At 60.5% G+C, this 19,296-nt stretch carries 16 protein-coding genes and 5 pseudogenes; 8 read left to right on the top strand and 13 right to left on the bottom strand.

Annotated features, from left to right (window positions below):
- Nucleotides 1-25 precede the first annotated feature (25 nt).
- Nucleotides 26-604, bottom strand: coding sequence for a hypothetical protein (locus tag LN139_RS25155; RefSeq protein ID WP_329611027.1), 579 nt, complete (start codon nt 602-604; stop codon nt 26-28).
- 10 nt (nt 605-614) lie between these two features.
- Nucleotides 615-1,051: pseudogene (locus LN139_RS25150) on the bottom strand (DUF3592 domain-containing protein).
- A gap of 129 nt (nt 1,052-1,180) precedes the next feature.
- Here LN139_RS25150 and LN139_RS09215 point away from each other — a divergent pair.
- Nucleotides 1,181-1,723, top strand: a complete 543-nt coding sequence (locus LN139_RS09215) for a nucleotidyltransferase family protein (protein ID WP_442964422.1) — start codon at nt 1,181-1,183, stop codon at nt 1,721-1,723.
- A gap of 78 nt (nt 1,724-1,801) precedes the next feature.
- On the opposite strand, the gene LN139_RS09210 is transcribed toward LN139_RS09215, so the two are convergent.
- A complete protein-coding gene (locus LN139_RS09210) occupies nt 1,802-2,089 on the bottom strand; it encodes a DUF1330 domain-containing protein (protein WP_236359635.1) in 288 nt (95 codons plus the stop codon).
- Between the two features lie 234 nt (nt 2,090-2,323).
- On the opposite strand from LN139_RS09210, the gene LN139_RS09205 reads away from it, so the two are divergent.
- On the top strand, nt 2,324-3,229 hold the full coding sequence (locus tag LN139_RS09205; protein WP_236359634.1) for a LysR family transcriptional regulator: 906 nt from the start codon (nt 2,324-2,326) through the stop codon (nt 3,227-3,229).
- Nucleotides 3,230-3,427: 198 nt separating this feature from the next.
- On the opposite strand, the gene rbsD is transcribed toward LN139_RS09205, so the two are convergent.
- The 7 genes and pseudogenes from rbsD to rtcR form a co-directional block, all read right to left on the bottom strand.
- The gene (gene rbsD / locus LN139_RS09200; protein WP_236359633.1) at nt 3,428-3,832 is read right to left on the bottom strand and encodes a D-ribose pyranase; all 405 of its coding nucleotides are present in this window, start codon (nt 3,830-3,832) and stop codon (nt 3,428-3,430) included.
- Nucleotides 3,829-4,736: pseudogene (gene rbsK, locus LN139_RS09195) on the bottom strand (ribokinase). The gene rbsD and the pseudogene rbsK overlap by 4 nt, the downstream one beginning before the upstream one ends.
- A pseudogene (locus LN139_RS09190) lies at nt 4,736-5,781 on the bottom strand (LacI family DNA-binding transcriptional regulator). The pseudogenes rbsK and LN139_RS09190 overlap by 1 nt, the downstream one beginning before the upstream one ends.
- Nucleotides 5,782-5,786: 5 nt before the next feature.
- A complete protein-coding gene (locus tag LN139_RS09185) occupies nt 5,787-6,767 on the bottom strand; it encodes an ABC transporter permease (RefSeq protein WP_236359631.1) in 981 nt (326 codons plus the stop codon).
- The gene (locus LN139_RS09180; protein ID WP_236359630.1) at nt 6,764-8,314 is read right to left on the bottom strand and encodes a sugar ABC transporter ATP-binding protein; all 1,551 of its coding nucleotides are present in this window, start codon (nt 8,312-8,314) and stop codon (nt 6,764-6,766) included. Before LN139_RS09180 ends, LN139_RS09185 begins: the two co-directional genes overlap by 4 nt.
- Entirely contained in the window at nt 8,311-9,270 is a 960-nt protein-coding gene (locus LN139_RS09175; RefSeq protein ID WP_236359629.1) for a sugar ABC transporter substrate-binding protein, read from the bottom strand. The genes LN139_RS09180 and LN139_RS09175 overlap by 4 nt, the downstream gene beginning before the upstream one ends.
- Nucleotides 9,271-9,393: 123 nt before the next feature.
- A pseudogene (rtcR, locus tag LN139_RS09170) lies at nt 9,394-10,967 on the bottom strand (RNA repair transcriptional activator RtcR).
- 235 nt (nt 10,968-11,202) lie between these two features.
- On the opposite strand from rtcR, the pseudogene LN139_RS09165 reads away from it, so the two are divergent.
- From LN139_RS09165 to LN139_RS09145, 5 genes and pseudogenes are all read left to right on the top strand, one after another.
- Nucleotides 11,203-12,430, top strand: a pseudogene (locus LN139_RS09165) (RtcB family protein).
- Between the two features lie 5 nt (nt 12,431-12,435).
- Nucleotides 12,436-13,485 carry an RNA 3'-terminal phosphate cyclase gene (rtcA, locus tag LN139_RS09160; RefSeq protein WP_236359628.1) on the top strand — a complete coding sequence of 350 codons (1,050 nt, stop codon included), beginning with the start codon at nt 12,436-12,438 and terminating at the stop codon, nt 13,483-13,485.
- 35 nt (nt 13,486-13,520) lie between these two features.
- On the top strand, nt 13,521-13,988 hold the full coding sequence (locus tag LN139_RS09155) for a YrhA family protein (RefSeq protein ID WP_236359627.1): 468 nt from the start codon (nt 13,521-13,523) through the stop codon (nt 13,986-13,988).
- A 28-nt stretch (nt 13,989-14,016) separates the two neighbouring features.
- On the top strand, nt 14,017-14,304 hold the full coding sequence (locus tag LN139_RS09150) for a hypothetical protein (protein WP_236359626.1): 288 nt from the start codon (nt 14,017-14,019) through the stop codon (nt 14,302-14,304).
- Between the two features lie 130 nt (nt 14,305-14,434).
- Nucleotides 14,435-14,881, top strand: a complete 447-nt coding sequence (locus LN139_RS09145; RefSeq protein WP_236359625.1) for an SMI1/KNR4 family protein — start codon at nt 14,435-14,437, stop codon at nt 14,879-14,881.
- 39 nt (nt 14,882-14,920) lie between these two features.
- On the opposite strand, the gene LN139_RS09140 is transcribed toward LN139_RS09145, so the two are convergent.
- From LN139_RS09140 to LN139_RS09130, 3 genes are all read right to left on the bottom strand, one after another.
- Nucleotides 14,921-15,274, bottom strand: coding sequence for a hypothetical protein (locus LN139_RS09140; RefSeq protein ID WP_236359624.1), 354 nt, complete (start codon nt 15,272-15,274; stop codon nt 14,921-14,923).
- A 782-nt stretch (nt 15,275-16,056) separates the two neighbouring features.
- Nucleotides 16,057-16,467 (bottom strand): hypothetical protein, encoded by a 411-nt coding sequence (locus tag LN139_RS09135; protein WP_236359623.1) that lies wholly within the window; start codon nt 16,465-16,467, stop codon nt 16,057-16,059.
- 176 nt (nt 16,468-16,643) lie between these two features.
- Nucleotides 16,644-18,029, bottom strand: a complete 1,386-nt coding sequence (locus tag LN139_RS09130; protein WP_236359622.1) for a GntP family permease — start codon at nt 18,027-18,029, stop codon at nt 16,644-16,646.
- Nucleotides 18,030-18,288: 259 nt separating this feature from the next.
- Here LN139_RS09130 and LN139_RS09125 point away from each other — a divergent pair, with 259 nt between their 5' ends.
- Nucleotides 18,289-18,927, top strand: coding sequence for a hypothetical protein (locus tag LN139_RS09125; RefSeq protein ID WP_236359621.1), 639 nt, complete (start codon nt 18,289-18,291; stop codon nt 18,925-18,927).
- The last annotated feature ends 369 nt before the right edge of the window (nt 18,928-19,296 follow it).

Raw genomic sequence — 19,296 nt, 5'->3', positions numbered from 1 at the left:
TGGCTAGATCGCGCAGCGCCTGCCGCTAGAAGAGCCCGCCCAGGGAGATAGTCGCCCCGGCACCGGCCTGCAACCCCACATTCAGCCCGGCAGCCAGGATCACGCCCTTGGCCGAACGCAACAGCCGTGCGGCGCTGTCATGAGGTAGCAGCAGGTTGCCCACCGGTGTCAGTGTGCCGGCAGTCATCGCCAGCAGCTTGGCATCCAGCCCGAACAGCATCGCCGAGCCGCTGGCGCCGCCGAGCAGCCCCACGCCGCCTTCGATGAACACACAAGCGCCCTCGAAATCTTCCCGAACCAGGCCACGGTCGGCAATCGAGTCGGCCACCAGCACTCGGCCGACAGCGGGGAAATCCTCGCTCGCGCCTGCTGCGCCGACGCTCTTGCCACGTACATGCAAGTTGACCTTACCGAACCGCGGCAAACGCGCGCCAAGGCCAACCCCGGCACCCAGCGAGCCGTAGCGAAACTGCTGGTCGACGCCCTGAGGGTCGGTGAGGGTGAGCGCACCGCCCGAGGCGGCGGCGAACACCAGCGTCAAGCCACCTCCGCTGGCGGTCTTGTAGCGCCAGTCACTGAGGCTCACGGCGATCGGGATCTGCATCTGAATGTCCTTATACGGGCCCGGCTTTGGGGCGCCGGCGAATCCATGCGGCCAGGTGGTAGCCGCCACCTGAGGTGAACACCAGCGCGAACAGCCCGGCCAGCAAACTTGCGCCCCACAGCGCGCCCGGTCTTCGATGATTGCCGTTGCGGCTGGGGCCTTGGGGAGGTACAACACCTGCACTCGATCGCCTGTGGCGTAACCGAAGATCAACCCGCCCTCGGCGTAGCTGACCTTGTTGCCAGAGGCGTCGGTGAAGTCGATTTGTGGGTGGCTGCCGCCTGCGTTCAGGCCGCTTACGACACCGGGGGCACGTTGGGCCTGGGCGGTGAAGCTCAGCCGGGCTTGTACGAGGTAGACGGCCAGGTAGAGCAGGCACAGGCCGAGCGGGAGGAACACCAGCGTGCGCAGGAGATCACCCCGTGGAGAGGAAGGGGGCTGGGCCATGGTGGTGTCCTTGCATCGTCCGTGAAAGGCGGGGTATTGGAATTAAGTTGAGTCATAGTGTCAAGTGCTAAGTGGGGTTGCGCACTTGGGTACGTGCCAGGCGTCGGTAGTGGGGGAAAAGTGGGCGATATTTCAGTCATTCAAGCGATCATTTCAAATGATCTTGTTCGCTGGCGAATACTTGAGGCAGTTCGATCTCTTGGCTTACCAGACTGTTGGATAGGGGCCGGCTTTGTTCGAAACGCAGTTTGGGACTATCTACACGGGTACAGATCCTCTCCTGTATCAACGGACGTCGATGTCATTTGGTTTGATGCTGGACGATGTTCCCAGGAGGAGGATGAAGTGTTGGAGTCCATGCTAGGACGTCTGGATCCAGCGATCATGTGGTCTGTAAAAAATCAGGCAAGAATGCATGTCAGAAATGGTGATCAACCGTACCTTTCTGCGACCGACGCAATGCGATACTGGGCTGAGACCGCAACGGCGGTAGCCGTCAGGATAGGAGAGCAAACCGCATGTGAGGTCGCAGCACCCTTGGGCCTTGAGGATCTTTTTGGTCTGGTTATCAGGCCAGCGGGCAGGTTCGCCACGGAGAAAAGAAAGATTTACCAAGATCGCCTCAAGGCTAAAAACTGGATGGCAACATGGCCGCTGCTCAAATGCGATTGAGCGGTTCGCCTTCAACGACTGCGCGTTTCGGGCGATTCATGCCTGGTGAACGTTCTTGGGTTTGAATACCGGCAATTGTCAAGGGGCCCCTTCGAGTATGACAAATGTCCCAGTTGCAGCGCCCGCGCGCAGGGCCTTGGCTGCTTGATATTCCGAGCTTTCGTAAAAGCGCTTAGCGTCGGCGAATGAGTCGAACTCAACTATCACGTGCCGCTCATGAGCTTCGCCTTCGAGGTTTTCGTGTTGCCCTCCTGCAATGACTTTCGGGTTGAAAGGTCGCATTGCATCGCCTGCAGCTTTTGCATAGGCGGCGTAAGCCGTTGCATCCGAGATGCTCACGTGCCCGATCAGGTATCCTTTTGGCATGTCTGTCTCTCTTTCAGTGGGGCTAATCAATTTTACGCAGGCCAGTAACTACAGCTGCCCGTTTCCCGGCAATCAGAGCCGGCGCGAGTGCCGTACGAACGTGCCGCTTCCGGATTCCCTGGCGATCGCCCTTGCTTGCGTTTGGTTACGGGCTACTGGAGAGCTACTTTACTGAGTGCAAAATACGTTATAAACCACAGAACCCTGAACGCACTGTTATCAATCTGGTGAACAATGCCGAACCTCCAGGCTCTTTTGATCTTTGCCCGCGTTGCGGAAATGATGAGTTTCACGCGTGCGGCTGAAAGCTTGGGGATGCAGAAAGGACGAGTGTCAACGGTGATCCGTGCGCTGGAGCGAGACATGGGCGCAACCCTCCTGCACAGGACAACACGCAGTGTGCAGTTGACTGAGGACGGGCGTACCTTCTATACACGAGCACTTGACCTGCTGGCCGAAGCTCAGGACATGCATTCCATGTTCGCCAACAACGGGGCCCCGCTTAGGGGAAGATTGCGCGTGGATATGCCGACCGAGTTGGCAAAAACCGTCGTGATTCCTGCGCTTGCTCAGTTGCTCGATATAAACCCTGAGTTGGAGCTGGAACTGTCCAGCACAGATCGCCGAGTAGATCTTGTCCAGGAAGGGTTCGATTGCGTCATCCGTCTTGGCCCCCTCCTTGACGACGCACTTGTCGCTCGCTCGCTGGGCAAGTTACGGATGATAAATGCGGCGAGCCCAGGCTATCTGGCCAAGTACGGCATACCGCGAACACTAGATGATCTTTCGATCCAAGGTCACCAGATGATTCACTACACGCCGACACTCGGGGCTCGACCCACAGGATGGGAATATCCGGAAGTTGACGGCTACGCATCGCTCGCATTGCCAGGGGCTATGCAAGTGAATAACGTGCAGGCCTATCATGCTGCGGGCCTGGCGGGAATTGGACTTATTCAGGCGGGTCAGCTGGCCCTTGCACATCACATCGAAAGTGGCCACCTGGTCGAAATCCTGCATGATCTACGACCTGAGCCGCTCCCTGCGTGGCTTGTTGTCGCGCATCGCCGTAATCTTTCCCCGCGTGTCCGAGCTTTCATGGCATGGATGGAGTGTGTGTTGGAACCCTACTTCCATTAGTCAGCAGATGTTTGTGTATAGACCTGCATCGGGACGAGAGTCGCCGCTGCGTTGCAAGTTCTTTTAACCGCAATCAAGGTAATCGATCGTTGCCTTCTGCAAGCTTGCTCGCCTGTAGAGGTTACTCACCCAAGCCCACTACCTCGGCACGCTGCAGCCGGGGCGAATGGCAGAGGTGAAGGGCTGAGTGAACAACCCTTAAAACGTTACCCCCGCCACCAACGCAATATTGCTGTACGGCTGGCACTCCCCAGTGCGCACCTGAACCCGCGCCTCCTTGCACAAGGCCTTGAGCGCGATATGGCTCACCCGCGTACGTTCACCCAGAGCACCTGCAGCGTGCAGCGCTTCCACCGCCGCGAGCCCCGGCGGGGCGGCGATGAAGGTCTCCTCGGCAATGACATGGCTCTCCACCTGCATCTCGGCCAGCACCACGCGCAGGGTGGTGGCGAAGTCCGGCACGCCTGGCGTGAGGGCCAGGTCGATGCAGAGCGTGCCAGGCGGCACGGGCATGCCGGCGTCACCGATCACCAGCACATCTCCATGGCCGAGGCGGGCGATGGCAGCGGACAACGCCGCGTTCAACAACGGGGTCTTTTTCATTCTGGCAGCTCATGGCGGTAGGGAATGGAGGGTTGCGCACCAGCGCGAGTGACCGCGAGGCCGGCGGCGCGCTGGCCGAGGCTGATTGCTTGCGCCAACGGTAAGCCTTCGGCCAGGCCCACGGCGAAGCCACCGAGGAAGGTGTCGCCGGCGGCGGTGGTGTCCACTGCCCGTGTGGGGCGGGCAGGGAAGTGCTCACAGCCGTCGGGCCCTGCATAGAGCACGCCTTGCGCACCCAGGGTGATGAGCACCCGGGCTACGCCCAGGCCGCGCAGGTGCTCCGCGGCGCGCTGAGCGCTGGCGGGGCAGTTCACGGGCAGGCCGGTGAGCAGGCTGGCTTCGGTTTCGTTGGGCACCAGGTAATCGACCAGGCCATACCAGTGGCTGGGCAGCGGGCCGGTGGCAGGTGCGGGGTTGAGGATCAGTGCAGCGCCCTGTTCGCGGGTGCGTTGCAGGGTCGCCTCCACTGTCGCCATCGGCACCTCCAACTGAGTGATGACGACTTTGGCCTCAGCCAGAAGAACCGGGTGCTCAGCCAGTTGAGCCGGGCTGAGTTCGGCATTGCTGCCGGCGACGATCACGATGGTGTTGCGGCCTTCGTCATCCACCAGGATCGAAGCGATCCCGGTCGCCACGCCTTGTGCGGTGGCCACTGCGGCGCAATCGATGCCTTCGGCCACAAGGCCGCTGCGCAGGGCGTTGCCGTAGGCGTCGTCGCCCAGGCAGCCGACCATGGCCACCTGTGCCCCAGGCGCGCTGCCGCTACCGCCTGGTTGGCGCCCTTGCCGCCGGCGGCGGTGGTAAAGCTGTGGGCAGCCAGGGTTTCACCGGCCACCGGCAGGCGCGGAGTTCGCACGACCAGGTCCATGTTCAAGCTGCCCACGACTACAACGCTTGCGCCCATCATTGCTCACCTTCAACACGCCTTGCGGCTTCACTGGGATCAGCAGCGTTCAGAAACGCTGGCCCGCTGGTTTCCCGCTGCACCACTTGGGTGGCAGCGACTGGTGCCCGACGCTCAGGCCCGGGCTACGGATACGCGCCAATAGCCGCGCGGCGGCGCGCTCACCCAACTGGCCGATGGCCTGCCCGACCGTTGTGAGCGCAGGGTGGAGGTAGCGGCTGACTTCGATGTCATCGAAACCGACCACTGACAGCTGCGCCGGCACTTGCAGCCCGTGCTCGGCCGCTGCGCGCAGCACGCCGATGGCGAGCATGTCGTTGCCGGCGAAGATCGCCGACGGCGGCAACGGGCCATTGAACAAGCGGTGCGCGGCGGCATGCCCGGCCGGTGCGGTGAACGCGCAGGCCACCACCGGCAGTGCGGGCACCTGCGCATCGGCCAAGGCGCGCTGGTAGCCCTCAGCGCGCAAACGAGCGGCCTCGGTGGTGGCGGGCCCGGCAATGCAGGCGATGCGTTGGTGGCCCAGCGCCAACAGGTGTTGGGTGGCGAGGTAGCCGCCATGTTCGTGGTCGACCTGCACTCGGTCGGCCAGCACGCCGTCCAGGGGGCGGTCGACCAGCACCAGCGGCACGTTGAGCCGGGCCAGCGCCTGGGCGAAGCGGGGGTCGCTGTCCACCGTGGCCACGATCAGCCCGTCGATGCGCCGCTCCAACAGCACGCGCAGGTAGCGCAGCTGTTTGTCGATGTCGTCGTCGGAGTTGCAGAGGATCACGCTGTAGCCGTTCTGCTCGGCGTGGTCTTCCACCCCGCGGGCGAGTTCTGCGAAATAGGGGTTGCTGACGTTGGGCAAGAGCATGCCCAGGGTGCCTGTGGCCTGCGCCCGCAGCGAGCGCGCCACCCCACTGGGCACGTAGCCCAGCTCGGCGATGGCGGCCTCGACCTTGCCACGCACTGCGTCACTGACCGGCCGCGTGCCGTTCACCACGTGGGACACCGTGGTGTAGGAAATGCCCGCGCGGGCGGCGACGTCCTTGATGGTGGCCACTGCGCCTACCCTTTGCGCTTGGCGCGGTAGCTGCGGTAGGTGTCGAGCACCACGGCGACCACGATCACGGCCCCGGTGATGATCCGCTTGGTCGGCTCCGATGCGCCCACCTGGGCCAACCCGGCCGCCAGCACCGAAATGATCAGCACACCGAAAAAGGTGCTGATTACCGACCCACGCCCGCCCATCAGGCTGGTGCCGCCGATCACCACGGCAGCGATCACTTGCAGCTCCATGCCGGCGCCGGCGTTCGGGTCCGCCGCTTCCAGGCGGGAAATCTGAAACAGCGCCGCCAGCCCGGCCAGCGCGCCCATCAGCGCGAATACCATCACCTTGTACGGCTTGGGATTGATCCCGGCCAGGCGTACGGCTTCTTCGTTGGTGCCGATGGCCACAAGGTAGCGGCCGAACACGGTACGGGTCAGCAGCAGGTGGGCGAGCACGATCACCGCCAGGGCGATGGCGAACGAAGGCGATACCCCGGCCGCCCAAGGCGTGGAGAGCCAGGCGTAGGCGTCGCCGATGTAAGCGGTGCGCGAGTCGGTGAGCTGGTAGGCCAGGCCGCGGGCCATTTCCAGCACGCCCAGCGACACGATGAACGAAGGGATGCCCCAGGCGACGGTGATGGTGCCGGTGACTGTGCCTGCCAATGCAGCGCAGGCCATGCCCAGCAACGCGGCGGGCAGAATGCCCCAACCCAGCCCGAGGGTGGCCACGCTCACCACGGCGGCGGCCAATGCCAGCACCGAGCCGACCGACAGGTCGATGCCGCCGATGATCAGCACCAGCGTCATGCCGACCGCCAGCACCATCAGGTCGGGGATCTGGTTGGCCAGCGTGGTGAAGGTGGCGTAGGAGAGAAAATGACTGCTCAGCGAGGCGAACAGCACCACCATCGCCAGCAGCGCGCCGGCCAGGCCTACGTAAGTGCCCAGGCCTTGGCGGGTGCCGCTGCGGGTGGCAGCGGAAACGATCGGGGTGGTCATACAGAAAGCTCCTGAAGGGGCGGGGTGGCCTCGCCGAGCAAGGCGTCACGGGCGCGGTAGCCGGCAAACGCAGCGGCGAGCAGGCTGTCCTGGGTCCAGTTGTCGCGGCTGAACGTCTCGACCAGGCGGCCGGCAGACATCACGCCGATACGGTCGCAGATCAGCATCAGTTCGCGCAGGTCGCTGGAGACCACCACCAAGGCCTTGCCCTGGCGTGCCAGCTCGCCCAGCAAGGTGTAGATCTCGAACTTGGCACCCACGTCGATGCCTCGGGTGGGCTCATCGAACAGCAGCACGTCGCAGTCGCGCTCCAGCCAGCGGCCGATCACCACCTTTTGCTGGTTACCGCCCGACAACTCGTCGACCCGCTGGTGCGGCCCCTGGCAGCGGATGCGCATGGCGGCGATCTGGCGCTGCGCCAGCGCGTCTTCGGCCGCCCCGTGCATCACGCCGTGGCGCGACACTCGGGGCATGTTGCCCAAGGCAAGGTTGGCGCCGATCGACTGGCTCAGCAGCAGGCCTTCGCCCTTGCGGTCTTCGGTGATCAGCGCGATGCCCTGGCGGACGGCCTCCGCCGGCGAGCCGATGGACACCGGCGCCGCTGGGTCGCCGAGCAATACCTGGCCGCTGTCGGCCGGGTCTGCGCCGTAGATCAAACGCAGCAGCTCGGTGCGGCCGGCTCCGATCAACCCGGAGATGCCGAAGATCTCCCCGGCGCGCACGCTGAACGACACGTCCGCCACCTTGCCGCGCCGGCTGAGGTTGCGCACCTCCAGCCGCGGCGCGCCCAGCGGGCGATCACCCAGGTCGATGGCATCGCCCACTTCCCGGCCGACCATCAGCGTGACCAGCTCGTCGCTGCTGTAACGGCCAATGGGTTCCACCGCCACCAGGTTGCCGTCACGCAGCACCGCCACGCGCTGGGCCACACGGGCCAGCTCTTCGAGGCGGTGGGAGATGTAGACGATGGCGACGCCCCGCGCGCGCAGCCGCTCGATCTGCTCGAACAGCAGCTCCACTTCACGGTGGGTAAGCATGGCGGTGGGCTCATCGAGCACCAGCACGCGGCAATCCCCGATCAGGTTGCGGGCGATTTCCACCATCTGCTGGTGGCCGACGCCCAGTGCTGCCACGGGGGTGTCCGGGTCCACCGCCTCCAGCCCCACCTGCGCCATGGCCTGGCGGGCCAGGCTGCGCAGGCGGCCGCGGGAAATCCAGCCGGCACGATGGGGCAGGCGGTCGAGGAAGAGGTTTTCCGCAACGCTCAAGGTGGGCAGCAGGTTGAGCTCCTGCAGCACCATGCGCACACCCGATTCTTCGGCCTTGCGCCGGTTGGCCGGCGCGTAGGGTTCACCCAGCAGCGCAAGGCTGCCGGTGGTGGGTTGCTCCAGGCCGCAGAAAATCTTCGACAGGGTGCTCTTGCCCGCGCCGTTTTCGCCGGTCAGGGCCAGTACTTCGCCCGGGTACAGGTCGATGTCCACACCGCCCAGCACCGGCTGGGCGTAGGTTTTGCCGATCCCGCGGGCGGTCAGTACCGCGCCGCTCATGGCTGGGTCACGAGTTCAACGGGGGTCTCGATCACGCCGTCTTTGGCATCGACCGGCTCGCCCTTGACCAGCTTGAGTGCGGCTTCGATGCCGAACACGGCTTGCTTGGCGGCGTACTGGTCTGCGGTGGCCAGCACACGGCCGTCTTTGAGCATGGGCTTGATGGCGTTGATGTTGTCATAGCCCACCACCTTGACCTGGCCTTGCTTGCCAGCGGCGCGCACCGCCGACACCGCACCCAGGGCCATGCTGTCGTTGCCGGCCAGCAGGGCTTTGAGCTCCGGGTATTCGTTGAGCATGGCGGCTGCCACGGCGTTGCCTTTGTCGATTTCCCAATTGCCCGACTGCACACCGACGATCTTCATCCCGGCCTGGTCCATCGCCGCCTTGAAGCCGGCGGTGCGTTGCTGGGCGTTGGTGGTGGTCGACACGCCTTCGATGATGCCCACCTGGTCGCCGGCCTTGAGCGACGTCTTGGCCAGGTAGTCACCCACCAGCTGCGCGCCCTTGCGGTTGTCCGGCCCCACGAAGGGGATGTTCAGGCCCTTGCTGCGTACTACGTCCGGGTCGAGGCGGTTGTCGATGTTGACCACCTTGATGCCGGCATCGGTGGCCTTTTTCAGCACCGGCACCAGCGCTTTGGAATCGGCCGGGGCGATCACCAGCGCGTTGACCTGCTCGACGATCATCTGCTCGACGATGCGGATTTGCGCCGAGGTGTCGGTCTCGTCCTTGATGCCGTTGGCGATCAGGCTGAAGTCATTGGGGTGCGCCGCCTGGTAGTCCTTGGCGCCGTTTTCCATGGTGCGGAAGAATTCGTTGGCCAGGGACTTCATCACCAGCGCGACCTTGGGCTTTTCAGGCTCGGCGGCATGGCTGGCGGAGAGAGGGAGCAGGGCGCTGGCGGCGCTGAAGGCGAGTGCAGTGAACAGACGGGCAGGGCGTGAACCGTACATGGTGATGACTCCGGTATTGTCGTTATTTGGAGCCCGCAAACGTTTGCGAGTTGAGAAACTATGGTTCAGGCCTCAAATGTTGTCAATCGGCTGCAAAGGAAGTGATGCTGCGCCAATCGGCGATCAGCGCTTTGGAATCTCTGCCCAGGCAATCTGAAACCGAGCCAGGTATTTCCTGATCCGATCAGAGTCATTCGGTGCCGCTTTGCTCGCGCGGGATGCTGAAAACAGCGTGCGGCCGGCATCCGCCTGGCTGTCAGCGGTTCGGCACACCTCAAGCACCGCTTCGAGCTGCAGCTTGTCGAACAGGTCGATCTCCAACCCCGATTCAGCCAGATGCCGGGCCAGCCAATCGTCCCCAGGCGCTTGCATCCAGTCTCGGCGCAAGCGCTCAAGCTCGACGTCCACAAGTGCCAGGTCGATTCTGCCGCTGTCTGCCAGCGTGGCCATCCGAGTAATCGACGCTGAAAGCTCCCTGAAGTTACCGGCCCAGGTCGCCGCCTTGCCGGTTGCAAACGCCAGGTAGCGCTGGCGCGCTTCGGCATTGAAGCGAACCTTGTGGCCGTGATCCCGGGCATAACGCTGAAGCTCGAAGTCGATATTGGGCTCGATGTCTTCGGTTCGCTGGGCAAGGCCGGGGAGGTCGAAGGTCCAGATGTTGATCCTGGCCAGCAGGTCTTCTCGAAACAGGCCCTGAGCAACCTGAGCACGCAGGTCTCGGTGGGTGCCCGCGATCAGAATGAAATCAGACTCCACTTCCTTGTCTGCCCCCAGCGGCAGGAAGCGTTTTTCCTCGATTGCCTTGAGCAACATGGCCTGCTCATCCAGGGGCAGCTCGCCGATTTCATCGAGAAACAGCATGCCTTTGTGCGCCGAGCGCAGCAGGCCTTCCCGGGTTTGCTGGGCGCCTGTGAAGGCCCCGCGCGTGTGGCCGAACAGCGTCGACATCGCCGAGTCGCCGCGCAGTGTCGCGCAGTTCACTTCCACCAAGCGCCCACCCACCTGATGCCTGCTGTGCTTGAGCTCGAACAGCCGCCGCGCGAGAAAGGATTTGCCAGCGCCGGTGGGGCCGCACAGCAGGATCGGCGCCTTGGAGCGCGCCGCCACCCGCTCGATCTGTTCAATGGTGCGGTTGAATGCGGCGTTGCGCGTGGCGATGCCTGATTTCAGCAGCTCAGTCCCCTGCAGGCGCGCCGTCTGAAAGCGTTTTGCGATCTGGTCATAGCGTTGCAGGTCGAGGTCGGTGACCACGTACTTGCCGGCGGGCGTAGGCTCATCGTCCCTTAAGCCGGTGGGCTGGGTCTGGATGAGCTTGGCCGGCACATGGCGCGATTCGGCCAGCAGGAACCAGACGATCTGCTGAACGTGAGTGCCGGTGGTGATGTGGGTCAGGTAATTTTCGTTGTCCGGGTCGAAGGGGTAGCTGGCGGCAAAATCATGCAGCGACGCATAGACCTCTTCGAAATCCCAGGCATTGAGCATCGCCATGGGGTGCAGGCGCACCTCGGTCTCGGGTGACACCTGGGCGAGGTCTGCCTTGACCTTCAACGCCAGGTCCGTTTCCCACTTGGCATCGGCGTGAATCAGCTCGAGGCGGTCGATCAGCAGGTCAGGCTGCTGGCACAGTGAAAGGGCGGGCGCCATTTGTTCCAGCGCTGTTCGCCCCGCCCGACACGGTCGAGTTTCGATCCCAGCATGCCGATGGCAACGGTTTTCTTTGCATGCATGGTTGCTATCCATAAATATAGTTTGCGATACAGGAGTATATATAAGTCACTGCTAGATTTGGTGAGCAGTCGATGTACTCAGTGAAAAATGAAAATAAATTCCTTCATTTTCAATTGGATAAAACTTGAATACCCTTCTTCACCCTGTTTTGGCACGCTGCTCGCTATACCGGTTTCACAACAGAAACCCAAGGAGTTACGCAGCATGAGCACTCAAACCTTTCAATTGCTCGAAGTCGAGAACGGCAAACCGATCAAGATGTGGACCCACGGGGTGCCGGTGGAGCCTGAGGCCAGGCAGCAACTGATCAACACCGCCCAGATGCCTTTCGTGTTCAAACACATGGCGGTGATGCCCGACGTTCACCTGGGCAAAGGCTCCACCATCGGCAGCGTGATACCGACCAAGGGCGCTGTTATCCCCGCAGCGGTGGGTGTCGACCTGGGGTGTGGCATGTCGGCCGTTCGCACTTCGTTGCGCGCCAGTGACCTGCCTGACAACCTGTTCGGCCTGCGAACCGCTATCGAAAAAGCCGTGCCGCATGGCCGCACATCCGGCCGCAGCGGGCGTGACAAAGGCGCGTGGGACACGCCCCCAAGCCTGGTTGACCATGCGTGGGGCGCACTCGAAGGCCGTTTCAAGCGGATCACCGAAAACATCCGAGCCTGGAAAAGTCCAACAACCATAAACACCTCGGCACCCTCGGCACCGGCAACCACTTCGTGGAGGTGTGCCTGGATGAGGCCGAGCATGTATGGGTGATGCTGCACACCGGCTCGCGGGGCGTCGGCAACATGATCGGCACGTACTTCATCGCCAAGGCGCGCGAAGAAATGCGCGAGCACATCGCCAACCTGCCTGATCGCGACCTTGCCTACCTGCGTGAAGGCACCACCAGCTTCGACGACTACATCGAGGCGGTGGAATGGGCCCAGGATTTCGCCAAGCAGAACCGCGCAGCTGACGATGCTGGCGGTGCTCGATGCGGTTCGCTCGATCATCACCAAGCCGTTCCGAGTCGCAACTGATCGCCGTCGACTGCCACCACAACTATGTGGAGCGGGGCACCTACTTCGGCGAGGACATCCTGCTGACGCGCAAGGGCGCGGTATCCGCGCAGAAAGGCCAGATGGGCATCATCCCGGGGTCGATGGGGGCCAAGAGCTTCATCGTCCGCGGGCTGGGCAATGAAGAGGCGTTCTGCAGTTGCTCCCACGGCGCTGGCCGCGTGATGAGCCGGACCAAGGCCAAAGCGGTGTTCACCGTTGAGGACCAGGTGCGCGCAACCGCACACGTTGAGTGCCGCAAGGATGAGGCCGTGATCGACGAGATCCCGATGGCCTACAAGGACATCGATGCCGTGATGGCCGCGCAGCGGGACCTGGTCGAGGTGGTACACACCTTGCGGCAGGTCGTCTGCGTGAAAGGGTGAGGCCGATGAACCAGGATTTGATACTGATCGACGGCGCACACGGAGGAGGGCAGGTGCTTCGCACGGCCCTCAGCCTCTCCATGCTCACCGGCCAGGCCTTTCGCATGGTCGGCATTCGTGGCCAGCGCTCCCGCCCGGGGCTGCTTCGGCAGCACCTGACGGCGGTAAACGCTGCCGCAGCGATCTGCGGTGCGCAAACCCTCGGCGCCGAGCTCAACTCGGCCGAGATCGAATTCCGCCCTGGGCGGGTGAAGGCAGGTGAGTACGCATTCGCGATCGGCACCGCCGGCAGCACGTTGCTGGTGCTGCAGACGCTGCTGCCGGCGTTGATGGCGGCGGAGGGCCCCAGCACCGTTCGAATTGCTGGCGGAACGCATAATCCGGGCGCGCCGACCTTCGATTTCATTCAGCAGGCATGGCTGCCGCTGATTCGGCGGATGGGTGGGCAAGTGGCGCTGAAGTTGATCAAACACGGTTTTGTGCCCGCTGGCGGCGGCCTGATCGAAGCAACGGTGCACCCTTCAAGCCTGCGGCCGCTTGAGCTTGATGTAGGTGACCTGCCAGTGGCCGTTGATGCGGTCGCGGCGCTGGTGTCGGCGATTCCGGTATCGATCGGCAATCGGGAGCTTGACCGACTATGCGCGCGGCTGAAGCTTGAGCGGTGCGCTCAGAAGGTGACAGACCTCGGGGATCACGCGGGGCCGGGTAACGTTGTTTCGATCACGGGCTCGCGGGGCGATGTTGTAGATGTGTTCACCGCCATCGGGCAGGAGCGTACGCGGGCCGAGCAGGTTGCGGACAGGGCAGTCGATGATTTCAGAGCGTGGGCTGAGTCTGCCGGGAGTGTGAGCAGTCGCTTGGCAGATCAGTTGATGTTGCCGATGGCGATTGCCGGGGGCGGGTGGCTGAGTGCCGATCGGCTGAGCAATCACATGAAGAGCAATGCGGGGGTGATCGAGCGATTCTTGCCGGTGGAAGTGGAATTTCTTGCCACGCAAGCGACCCGGCGAGTGGCGCTTTCGGTAGTTTTGCGTTCGGAGGGCACCTGCGCTTAAGGTGCCTACCCTAATTGCCAGGCAAGGACGTACCGATGAACCCTCACATTGCAGCTAGGATCAAAGACCTGCGATGTCGTTCGGACAGTGCAGGCATGTACCTCGGCGCTGGCGCCACGCCGAACGATATCCTGGCCCTGACCGCAAGAGCCAAGGCGGAACTCTCTGAGGACTTACCGGCCCCCTACCTGGACTTTTTACGGCATTACGATGGCTTGATCGCTGAAGGCGTGTTTGTTTATTCCAGCGTTGCCCACCCATTTCCGGGCCGTGATGGGCATAGCCTGGATTTCATGAATATCAACCTGATATCGCGCGAAGTCGATTTCATGAAGGAGTTTCTGATTTTTGGCGACAGCGATATGGATGAGTATGTTCTGGAGCTTGCCACTCAAAAATATCAAGTCAGGGACAAGCAAGCCATAGACAACGTATATGAAGAGTTCGCCTCCTTTGATGAATTACTGGAGTTTATGCTGGGGCTGATTGAACAAAGGATATAGGTTTGATTGGATTGATAATGGAGCGGAGATGTTTTATTACGTTGAGCCTGAAGTTGCGGGCGGTTTGGGTGAAGGGGCCGCCATTGATGCCACTGCTCATCCTCCAGTCGTTACTGAGCTGGAATACAGGTTCGATGGCTGGCTGGGTGACGAGATCCTGGAGAGCTTTCCTTGTTTTATCGTTACTCGGTCGCTGGCTCAGATGATTTCCGAGAACGGCCTGTCGGGCTTCATGCTTGCCCCATTGAAAGTAACCACCTCTCAAACGTTTTCTGAAATCCATCCGACCCTCGTTTTGCCGGAGTTCTCTGGTTGAAAGTCACGGGAGGCGCCGGTTTGGACGACTTTGGCTTGGGCGAAGATCTCAGATTGGTTGTGTCACAAGGCGCGTTGAATACCTTGAGGCGCGGAAAGCTTGATCATGCGAATGTGGAAGCATTGTGATAATGGTCGATATTGATGAGTTGAAAGGCAACTACCTGAGCAAATATGGAGCCGAGCCCTGTTCGGAGGCAGAATTCAAACGTATAGAATCTGCATTGAGTGTAAAACTCCCTGACGATTTCAAAAGAATTTCGATGTTTTACAGTGGCGGGCTGCTTGGAGGTATAAGCCATCACGAAATCGCGTCGAAAGGCGAGGCGGCAACTATTGTGGAAGAAACACTCCGAATCAGAGCTGCAATCGGGATCGACCGGCGGTTTGTGGTCCTGGCTGAACCGTCAGGTAGTGTCATTGTTTTGAATGTGTCAGGGAAGCCCTCCGTGGTCTGGTGTGATGCGGTGGATGCAAGGAATATAAATTCTTTTGACTTCAGTGCTCAGCCCGATGTATGGGATAGCTATGCGGCATTTTTTTCTTATTTGCTTGAGAAAGAGGAGAGTGAGCCGTGATGGCTTTGACGTGAGCGAGTTGAGTTTGCGCTGTCTTTCTTAACTGTCCAATTGGCGCATGATTTCTTCGTCGGCAGATATCAGGACATTTTCCAAACTTTCGATATCTATTGAAAACGTGTTCAGGTTGGGATTGTCCCTATAAATTTCGCCATGGGGGATTTCATGGATTGTACACGGAAGTTTTTCTTCTTCGATGACGCGCAAGAGGGCGCGGAGGGTTTCGGCGTTGTGCTGATAGTCACCGTCAAACAAGGCCCGCTCAAAGATTGGTTCCTCACGGGACCACTTATCCCTGATATCACTGGCAGACAAGCCAAGGATGCGGTGGATTTCAAATATCCCTCTCGTTGAGACGTTGTTTTTATCCAGTACGATGACTATTGAAGACATGAAAGCTCCGGAAACTCCAATTCCAAGATCGGAATATATTCGTTTTATCGTTGAAAATCAGCAACTCTTCGATCACGGTAGCCACGTAAAACATGGCTTTTGAGTGGAGCAGGGCGGTCAAGGGTGTCGTGCTCCAGAGCCGACATGACAGGCCAGGTGCCGGCGATCTGTGTCCCGGGCCATCAGGCGCGCGGCACTGTGGCGCCCACCTATTGCCAAAGCCAAACCCGAGCAGATGGCTATCGTGTTGGGTCATACGAGCTGGCTACTGCATCCCACTGCATTTCATGGTCTTCGACCGCAACTTTCCATTCGCACCCTGCCACAGCGCTACGAATCTCCGACAGGCACCTACACCAATGCTGTACGCCTACCCAAGATGCGTCTTCCTGGTTATCAGGGAGCTTGGTGGCGCCAGAAAACACGAGCCCTCTCTTTAGAAAACGGCTCGGCTCCAGGTTTGTCGAGAAATCGAATGACTCCCAATTCAGGCCAGAGCCGAGTGAGAGGAATCGTTCGATTTGATCGTCTACAGCGTAACGATGAACAATCTCCTCAATAACGGTTAACTCGTTCGAGCTGAGCGGGGCCTTTCGCCAGGCATTGTAATAGATGGATATTGCCAAAATGCGCCCTCAGGGTCGGGGAACCTGATCGGAGTAAAGGATGTCGTGCCTGTATCCGCGAAGCGGATGCAATTATCAATGTCGCGGCGAGTTTGGAAGGCAGAGATTCAGAATAAAACCCTGCCCGTGCACGAGTTGATTGCTGGTGGTGGCCAACTAAATTGATTCGAGTATCTCTCTACGCCGGCTGGTGTACTCGCTCTCATCGATCAAATTACGCTCTTTGAGAGACAGCAGCTTTTGCAGGCGTGCTTCAATGTCATTCACCGCCGGGGTAGCGACGCGTGCATCCAATGTTCGCTCACCGGCACCCGCGCATGCGGCATTGATGTCGTTCATCAGCGCGACTTCATCAAACAGACTGTGGCCTTTCTTGTCGCGCATCAGATTCGAGTAAGCGCGCCCCAGCGCAAGCGTCTGTTGACGCAGGTCCGCATTGCGCGGGTCAGCTTTTAGGCTTGCCAAGGATCGCTGATAGGCTTCCCTGGCTTCTTTTTTTGCCCTTTCCTGAGCATTTGCCCACCAAATTGCAATGGCTATAACGGCAACAACAATGACCCAGATCATTTTGACAGTCCTTTGATGAGGTAAGTAAAACTTCGGCGGCGATGATACTACACCGCCATTCCTGCGCTCTATCAAGAATCCCGTTAGCTACCTGTTCGTTGTCGCACCGAAGTGTTTGATCGAGGGGCCGGTATCAGAGGCGCCTTGGTCAAGACGCTCCCCGATTGCACGCAATGCTAACTCACGCTGACAACAGCATTGAGCACCAGCACCACAATCAACCCAACCACCGCGACAATGGATTGAACCACCGATATGGTTTTGGTGGCTTCGCCCATGGTCATCCCGAAGGACTCCTTCACCATCCAGAAGCCTGCATGGTTTGCGTAGTTGAAGAACAACGAACCGCAGCCGATCGACAGCGCGAGCAAAGGCAGGTTGAGGCTTGGGTCAGCACCTGCGAGTGGCGCCAGCAAGCCGGCAGCACCCACGATACCCACAGTTGCTGAGCCGGTGGATACCGACAGCAACATCGCGATCAGCCAACCCAGGATCAGGGGAGGGAAGGCGGACTGCTGAGTCAAATGCACAATGGCATCACCCACCTTGGCACTGGTCAGCAGCTCCTGGAAGGCGCCACCACCGGCGATGATCATGATGATGGAGGCGATTGGCTTGAGGCTTTTGCCCAGGCCATCGCGCAATTTCTCCGCATCGCCGCCCCGGCCGAGCATCAGGGCGGCGCCGGCGAACAGCACGCCCAGCAGCATCGCGATCAAGGGGTTGCCCAGGAAGCCGGCCACTTTCAGGAGGGAGTCACCCTTCGGCAGCACCATCTCGGCAATGGCATGCACCAGCATCAGGATTGCCGGCATCAACGCGGCGAACACACCCAGCCATACGCTGGGGCGGGATTGGTCGTCGGCTTTTTCGGCCAGGGTGAACTGGTCCAGCAGCGCCTGGTCCGGGCGAGTGCTCATTCGCGGCGAAATGAAGGCGCCATACAGCGGCCCGCCGAGGATCATGGCGGGAATGGCTGCCAGAAAACCATAGAGCATCGTAGGCCCAACCGAGGTTTTGAGCGCCGCGATCGCCGTCAACGGGCCCGGGTGCGGAGGCACCATGCCGTGCATGGCGGCCAGCGCCGCAATCACCGGAACACCCACATAGACGTAGGCCGAGCCTTTGAACCGGGCCTGGCTCTCCAGTTTTCGCGCAACGCTGAATATCAGCGGGAGCATGATCACCAGGCCGACCTCGAAGAACATAGGGATGCCGATTACGAAGGCAACCAACATCATCGCCCACGGGATCATGCGATCCGGGGTGCGCTTCAGGATCACCTCGGCGATTTGTTCGGTGACGCCTGCGTCAGCCAGGATTTTGCCAAGCATTGCGCCCAGCGCGATGACGACGCCGACAGCGCCGAGTGTCTTGCCGGCGCCGGTGATCAGGTGGGAGACGATGCCTTCTGGTTCCATGCCGGTGGCGAAGCCTACGCCGACGGAGACGACCAACAGGGCTAGGAGCGGGTGCATTTTCAGGCGTGAGACGATCAGGGCTACCAGTACGAGCACGCTTACGAGCGCGGTCAGTAGTAGCTGGATGTCCAGGGGGGTCATGGTTCTTATCCTTATTAGTTATGGGTGGGGCGAGCAAGGGCTAACGGGCTGCTGCGGCGGGTTGCAGTCTTTCGTATGGTCATCTATATGAATGTGGTGGGAGTATTTGACCTGCTGCTGGATAGTGTCAAGGGGAGATTGGGGGCGGGGAGGCTGCTTTGGACGGATCCAATCTGTGGTATCAAGAGGTGAGCCGCTGCATCGAGTGGCTAGCCGCTACCACTGACAGGTTTGATTTTCAGAATTAAAGAGGACATTGATGAAAGCTACACTCAAAGCCCATTTGCAGTCGTGGATGGGCCGGCTCGAAGTACAGCAGAATAGGGGACGTGACCGTCATTCGGATTTCGCCCCCTATTCGGATGATGACTTTTTCTTGGAGTACAAGGTGCTGGGGATAGCGACTTTCCTGAAGCAGGTAGCCTACCAGGAAGACGATCTCGATCTGCTTGCGTTCGCGTCGAAAGCCGAGATGCAAGTTGAGAGCATGATTAGCGCTAATGAAGCAGCAGAAGAAGAGGCTGACCGTGAGCATGAAGAGCAGCAGCAACAAAGCTATGAGCACGATGAGCGCATCAGGAAATCGTGTGCCTACCATTTCTACACTATCCCCGCGTTTTCGGTAGATACGTCGAAATACGACGTGATGGTTCAGGATGCAGCAGCCAGATTTACTGATCCCTACAAGCTCTCTAGCTTGAGAAGATATCTGGAGAGCGACCAGATGCTTAGTAGAGTTTACGAGAAGGTGAAGTCCCGCCTAAGACGAACGTTCGACCGAGCGGGTGACTCTCCAACCCTGGAAGAGATAGAACAGGCTTTTGACGCTGAACTGTCGAATATCTATCGACTGGCCGATGCCCACGTCGAACGGACGATTGCTCAGTACGCGCCTTAAATGCGACCCGGGCGGGATTGGTTGATCGAGATAATGCGGGCCTTGTGGTGGGCTTGGCGGGGGTTCTGGCCACCAAACCAATCTCAAGCCACCGGGCGTGTCGACGTCGGCGGCTGTGAGATCTCGCGAGCCGGGGTTCGCCAGGCTCTGCAGCACGTTACAGAGCGGTTCTTTGCCGCAGTGTGAGACTGTCTACTTATTGTATCTAGGTGGTAGGGGGCAGTCGTAGTTCACATCGATCATGTCAAGATTCTTCAGATCGAAGTTTGCGTAGTCACGTTCATTCGACGTCCGTATTGCGGGTTGGCCGTAGAGAAACACGAACGCTATCGGCTTGTCCTTCTCGGCAATCTTGGAGAGCCGCACTGC

Origin of the sequence: Pseudomonas sp. KNUC1026, from assembly GCF_021650705.1 — a bacterium.
Lineage (GTDB): Bacteria > Pseudomonadota > Gammaproteobacteria > Pseudomonadales > Pseudomonadaceae > Aquipseudomonas.
The sequence above is the reverse complement of the archived record's forward strand: the minus strand, read 5'-3'. Positions and strand labels throughout refer to the sequence as shown.

Excerpts from the sequence above, each read along its gene's own strand:
- LN139_RS25155 (WP_329611027.1), bottom strand. The coding sequence starts at position 604 with ATGCAGATCCCGATCGCCGTGAGCCTCAGTGACTGGCGCTACAAGACC.
- LN139_RS09210 (WP_236359635.1), bottom strand. The coding sequence starts at position 2,089 with ATGCCAAAAGGATACCTGATCGGGCACGTGAGCATCTCGGATGCAACG.
- LN139_RS09205 (WP_236359634.1), top strand. The coding sequence starts at position 2,324 with ATGCCGAACCTCCAGGCTCTTTTGATCTTTGCCCGCGTTGCGGAAATG.
- rbsD (WP_236359633.1), bottom strand. The coding sequence starts at position 3,832 with ATGAAAAAGACCCCGTTGTTGAACGCGGCGTTGTCCGCTGCCATCGCC.
- LN139_RS09185 (WP_236359631.1), bottom strand. The coding sequence starts at position 6,767 with ATGACCACCCCGATCGTTTCCGCTGCCACCCGCAGCGGCACCCGCCAA.
- LN139_RS09180 (WP_236359630.1), bottom strand. The coding sequence starts at position 8,314 with ATGAGCGGCGCGGTACTGACCGCCCGCGGGATCGGCAAAACCTACGCC.
- LN139_RS09175 (WP_236359629.1), bottom strand. The coding sequence starts at position 9,270 with ATGTACGGTTCACGCCCTGCCCGTCTGTTCACTGCACTCGCCTTCAGC.
- rtcA (WP_236359628.1), top strand. The coding sequence starts at position 12,436 with ATGAACCAGGATTTGATACTGATCGACGGCGCACACGGAGGAGGGCAG.
- LN139_RS09155 (WP_236359627.1), top strand. The coding sequence starts at position 13,521 with ATGAACCCTCACATTGCAGCTAGGATCAAAGACCTGCGATGTCGTTCG.
- LN139_RS09150 (WP_236359626.1), top strand. The coding sequence starts at position 14,017 with ATGTTTTATTACGTTGAGCCTGAAGTTGCGGGCGGTTTGGGTGAAGGG.
- LN139_RS09145 (WP_236359625.1), top strand. The coding sequence starts at position 14,435 with ATGGTCGATATTGATGAGTTGAAAGGCAACTACCTGAGCAAATATGGA.
- LN139_RS09140 (WP_236359624.1), bottom strand. The coding sequence starts at position 15,274 with ATGTCTTCAATAGTCATCGTACTGGATAAAAACAACGTCTCAACGAGA.
- LN139_RS09135 (WP_236359623.1), bottom strand. The coding sequence starts at position 16,467 with ATGATCTGGGTCATTGTTGTTGCCGTTATAGCCATTGCAATTTGGTGG.
- LN139_RS09130 (WP_236359622.1), bottom strand. The coding sequence starts at position 18,029 with ATGACCCCCCTGGACATCCAGCTACTACTGACCGCGCTCGTAAGCGTG.
- LN139_RS09125 (WP_236359621.1), top strand. The coding sequence starts at position 18,289 with ATGAAAGCTACACTCAAAGCCCATTTGCAGTCGTGGATGGGCCGGCTC.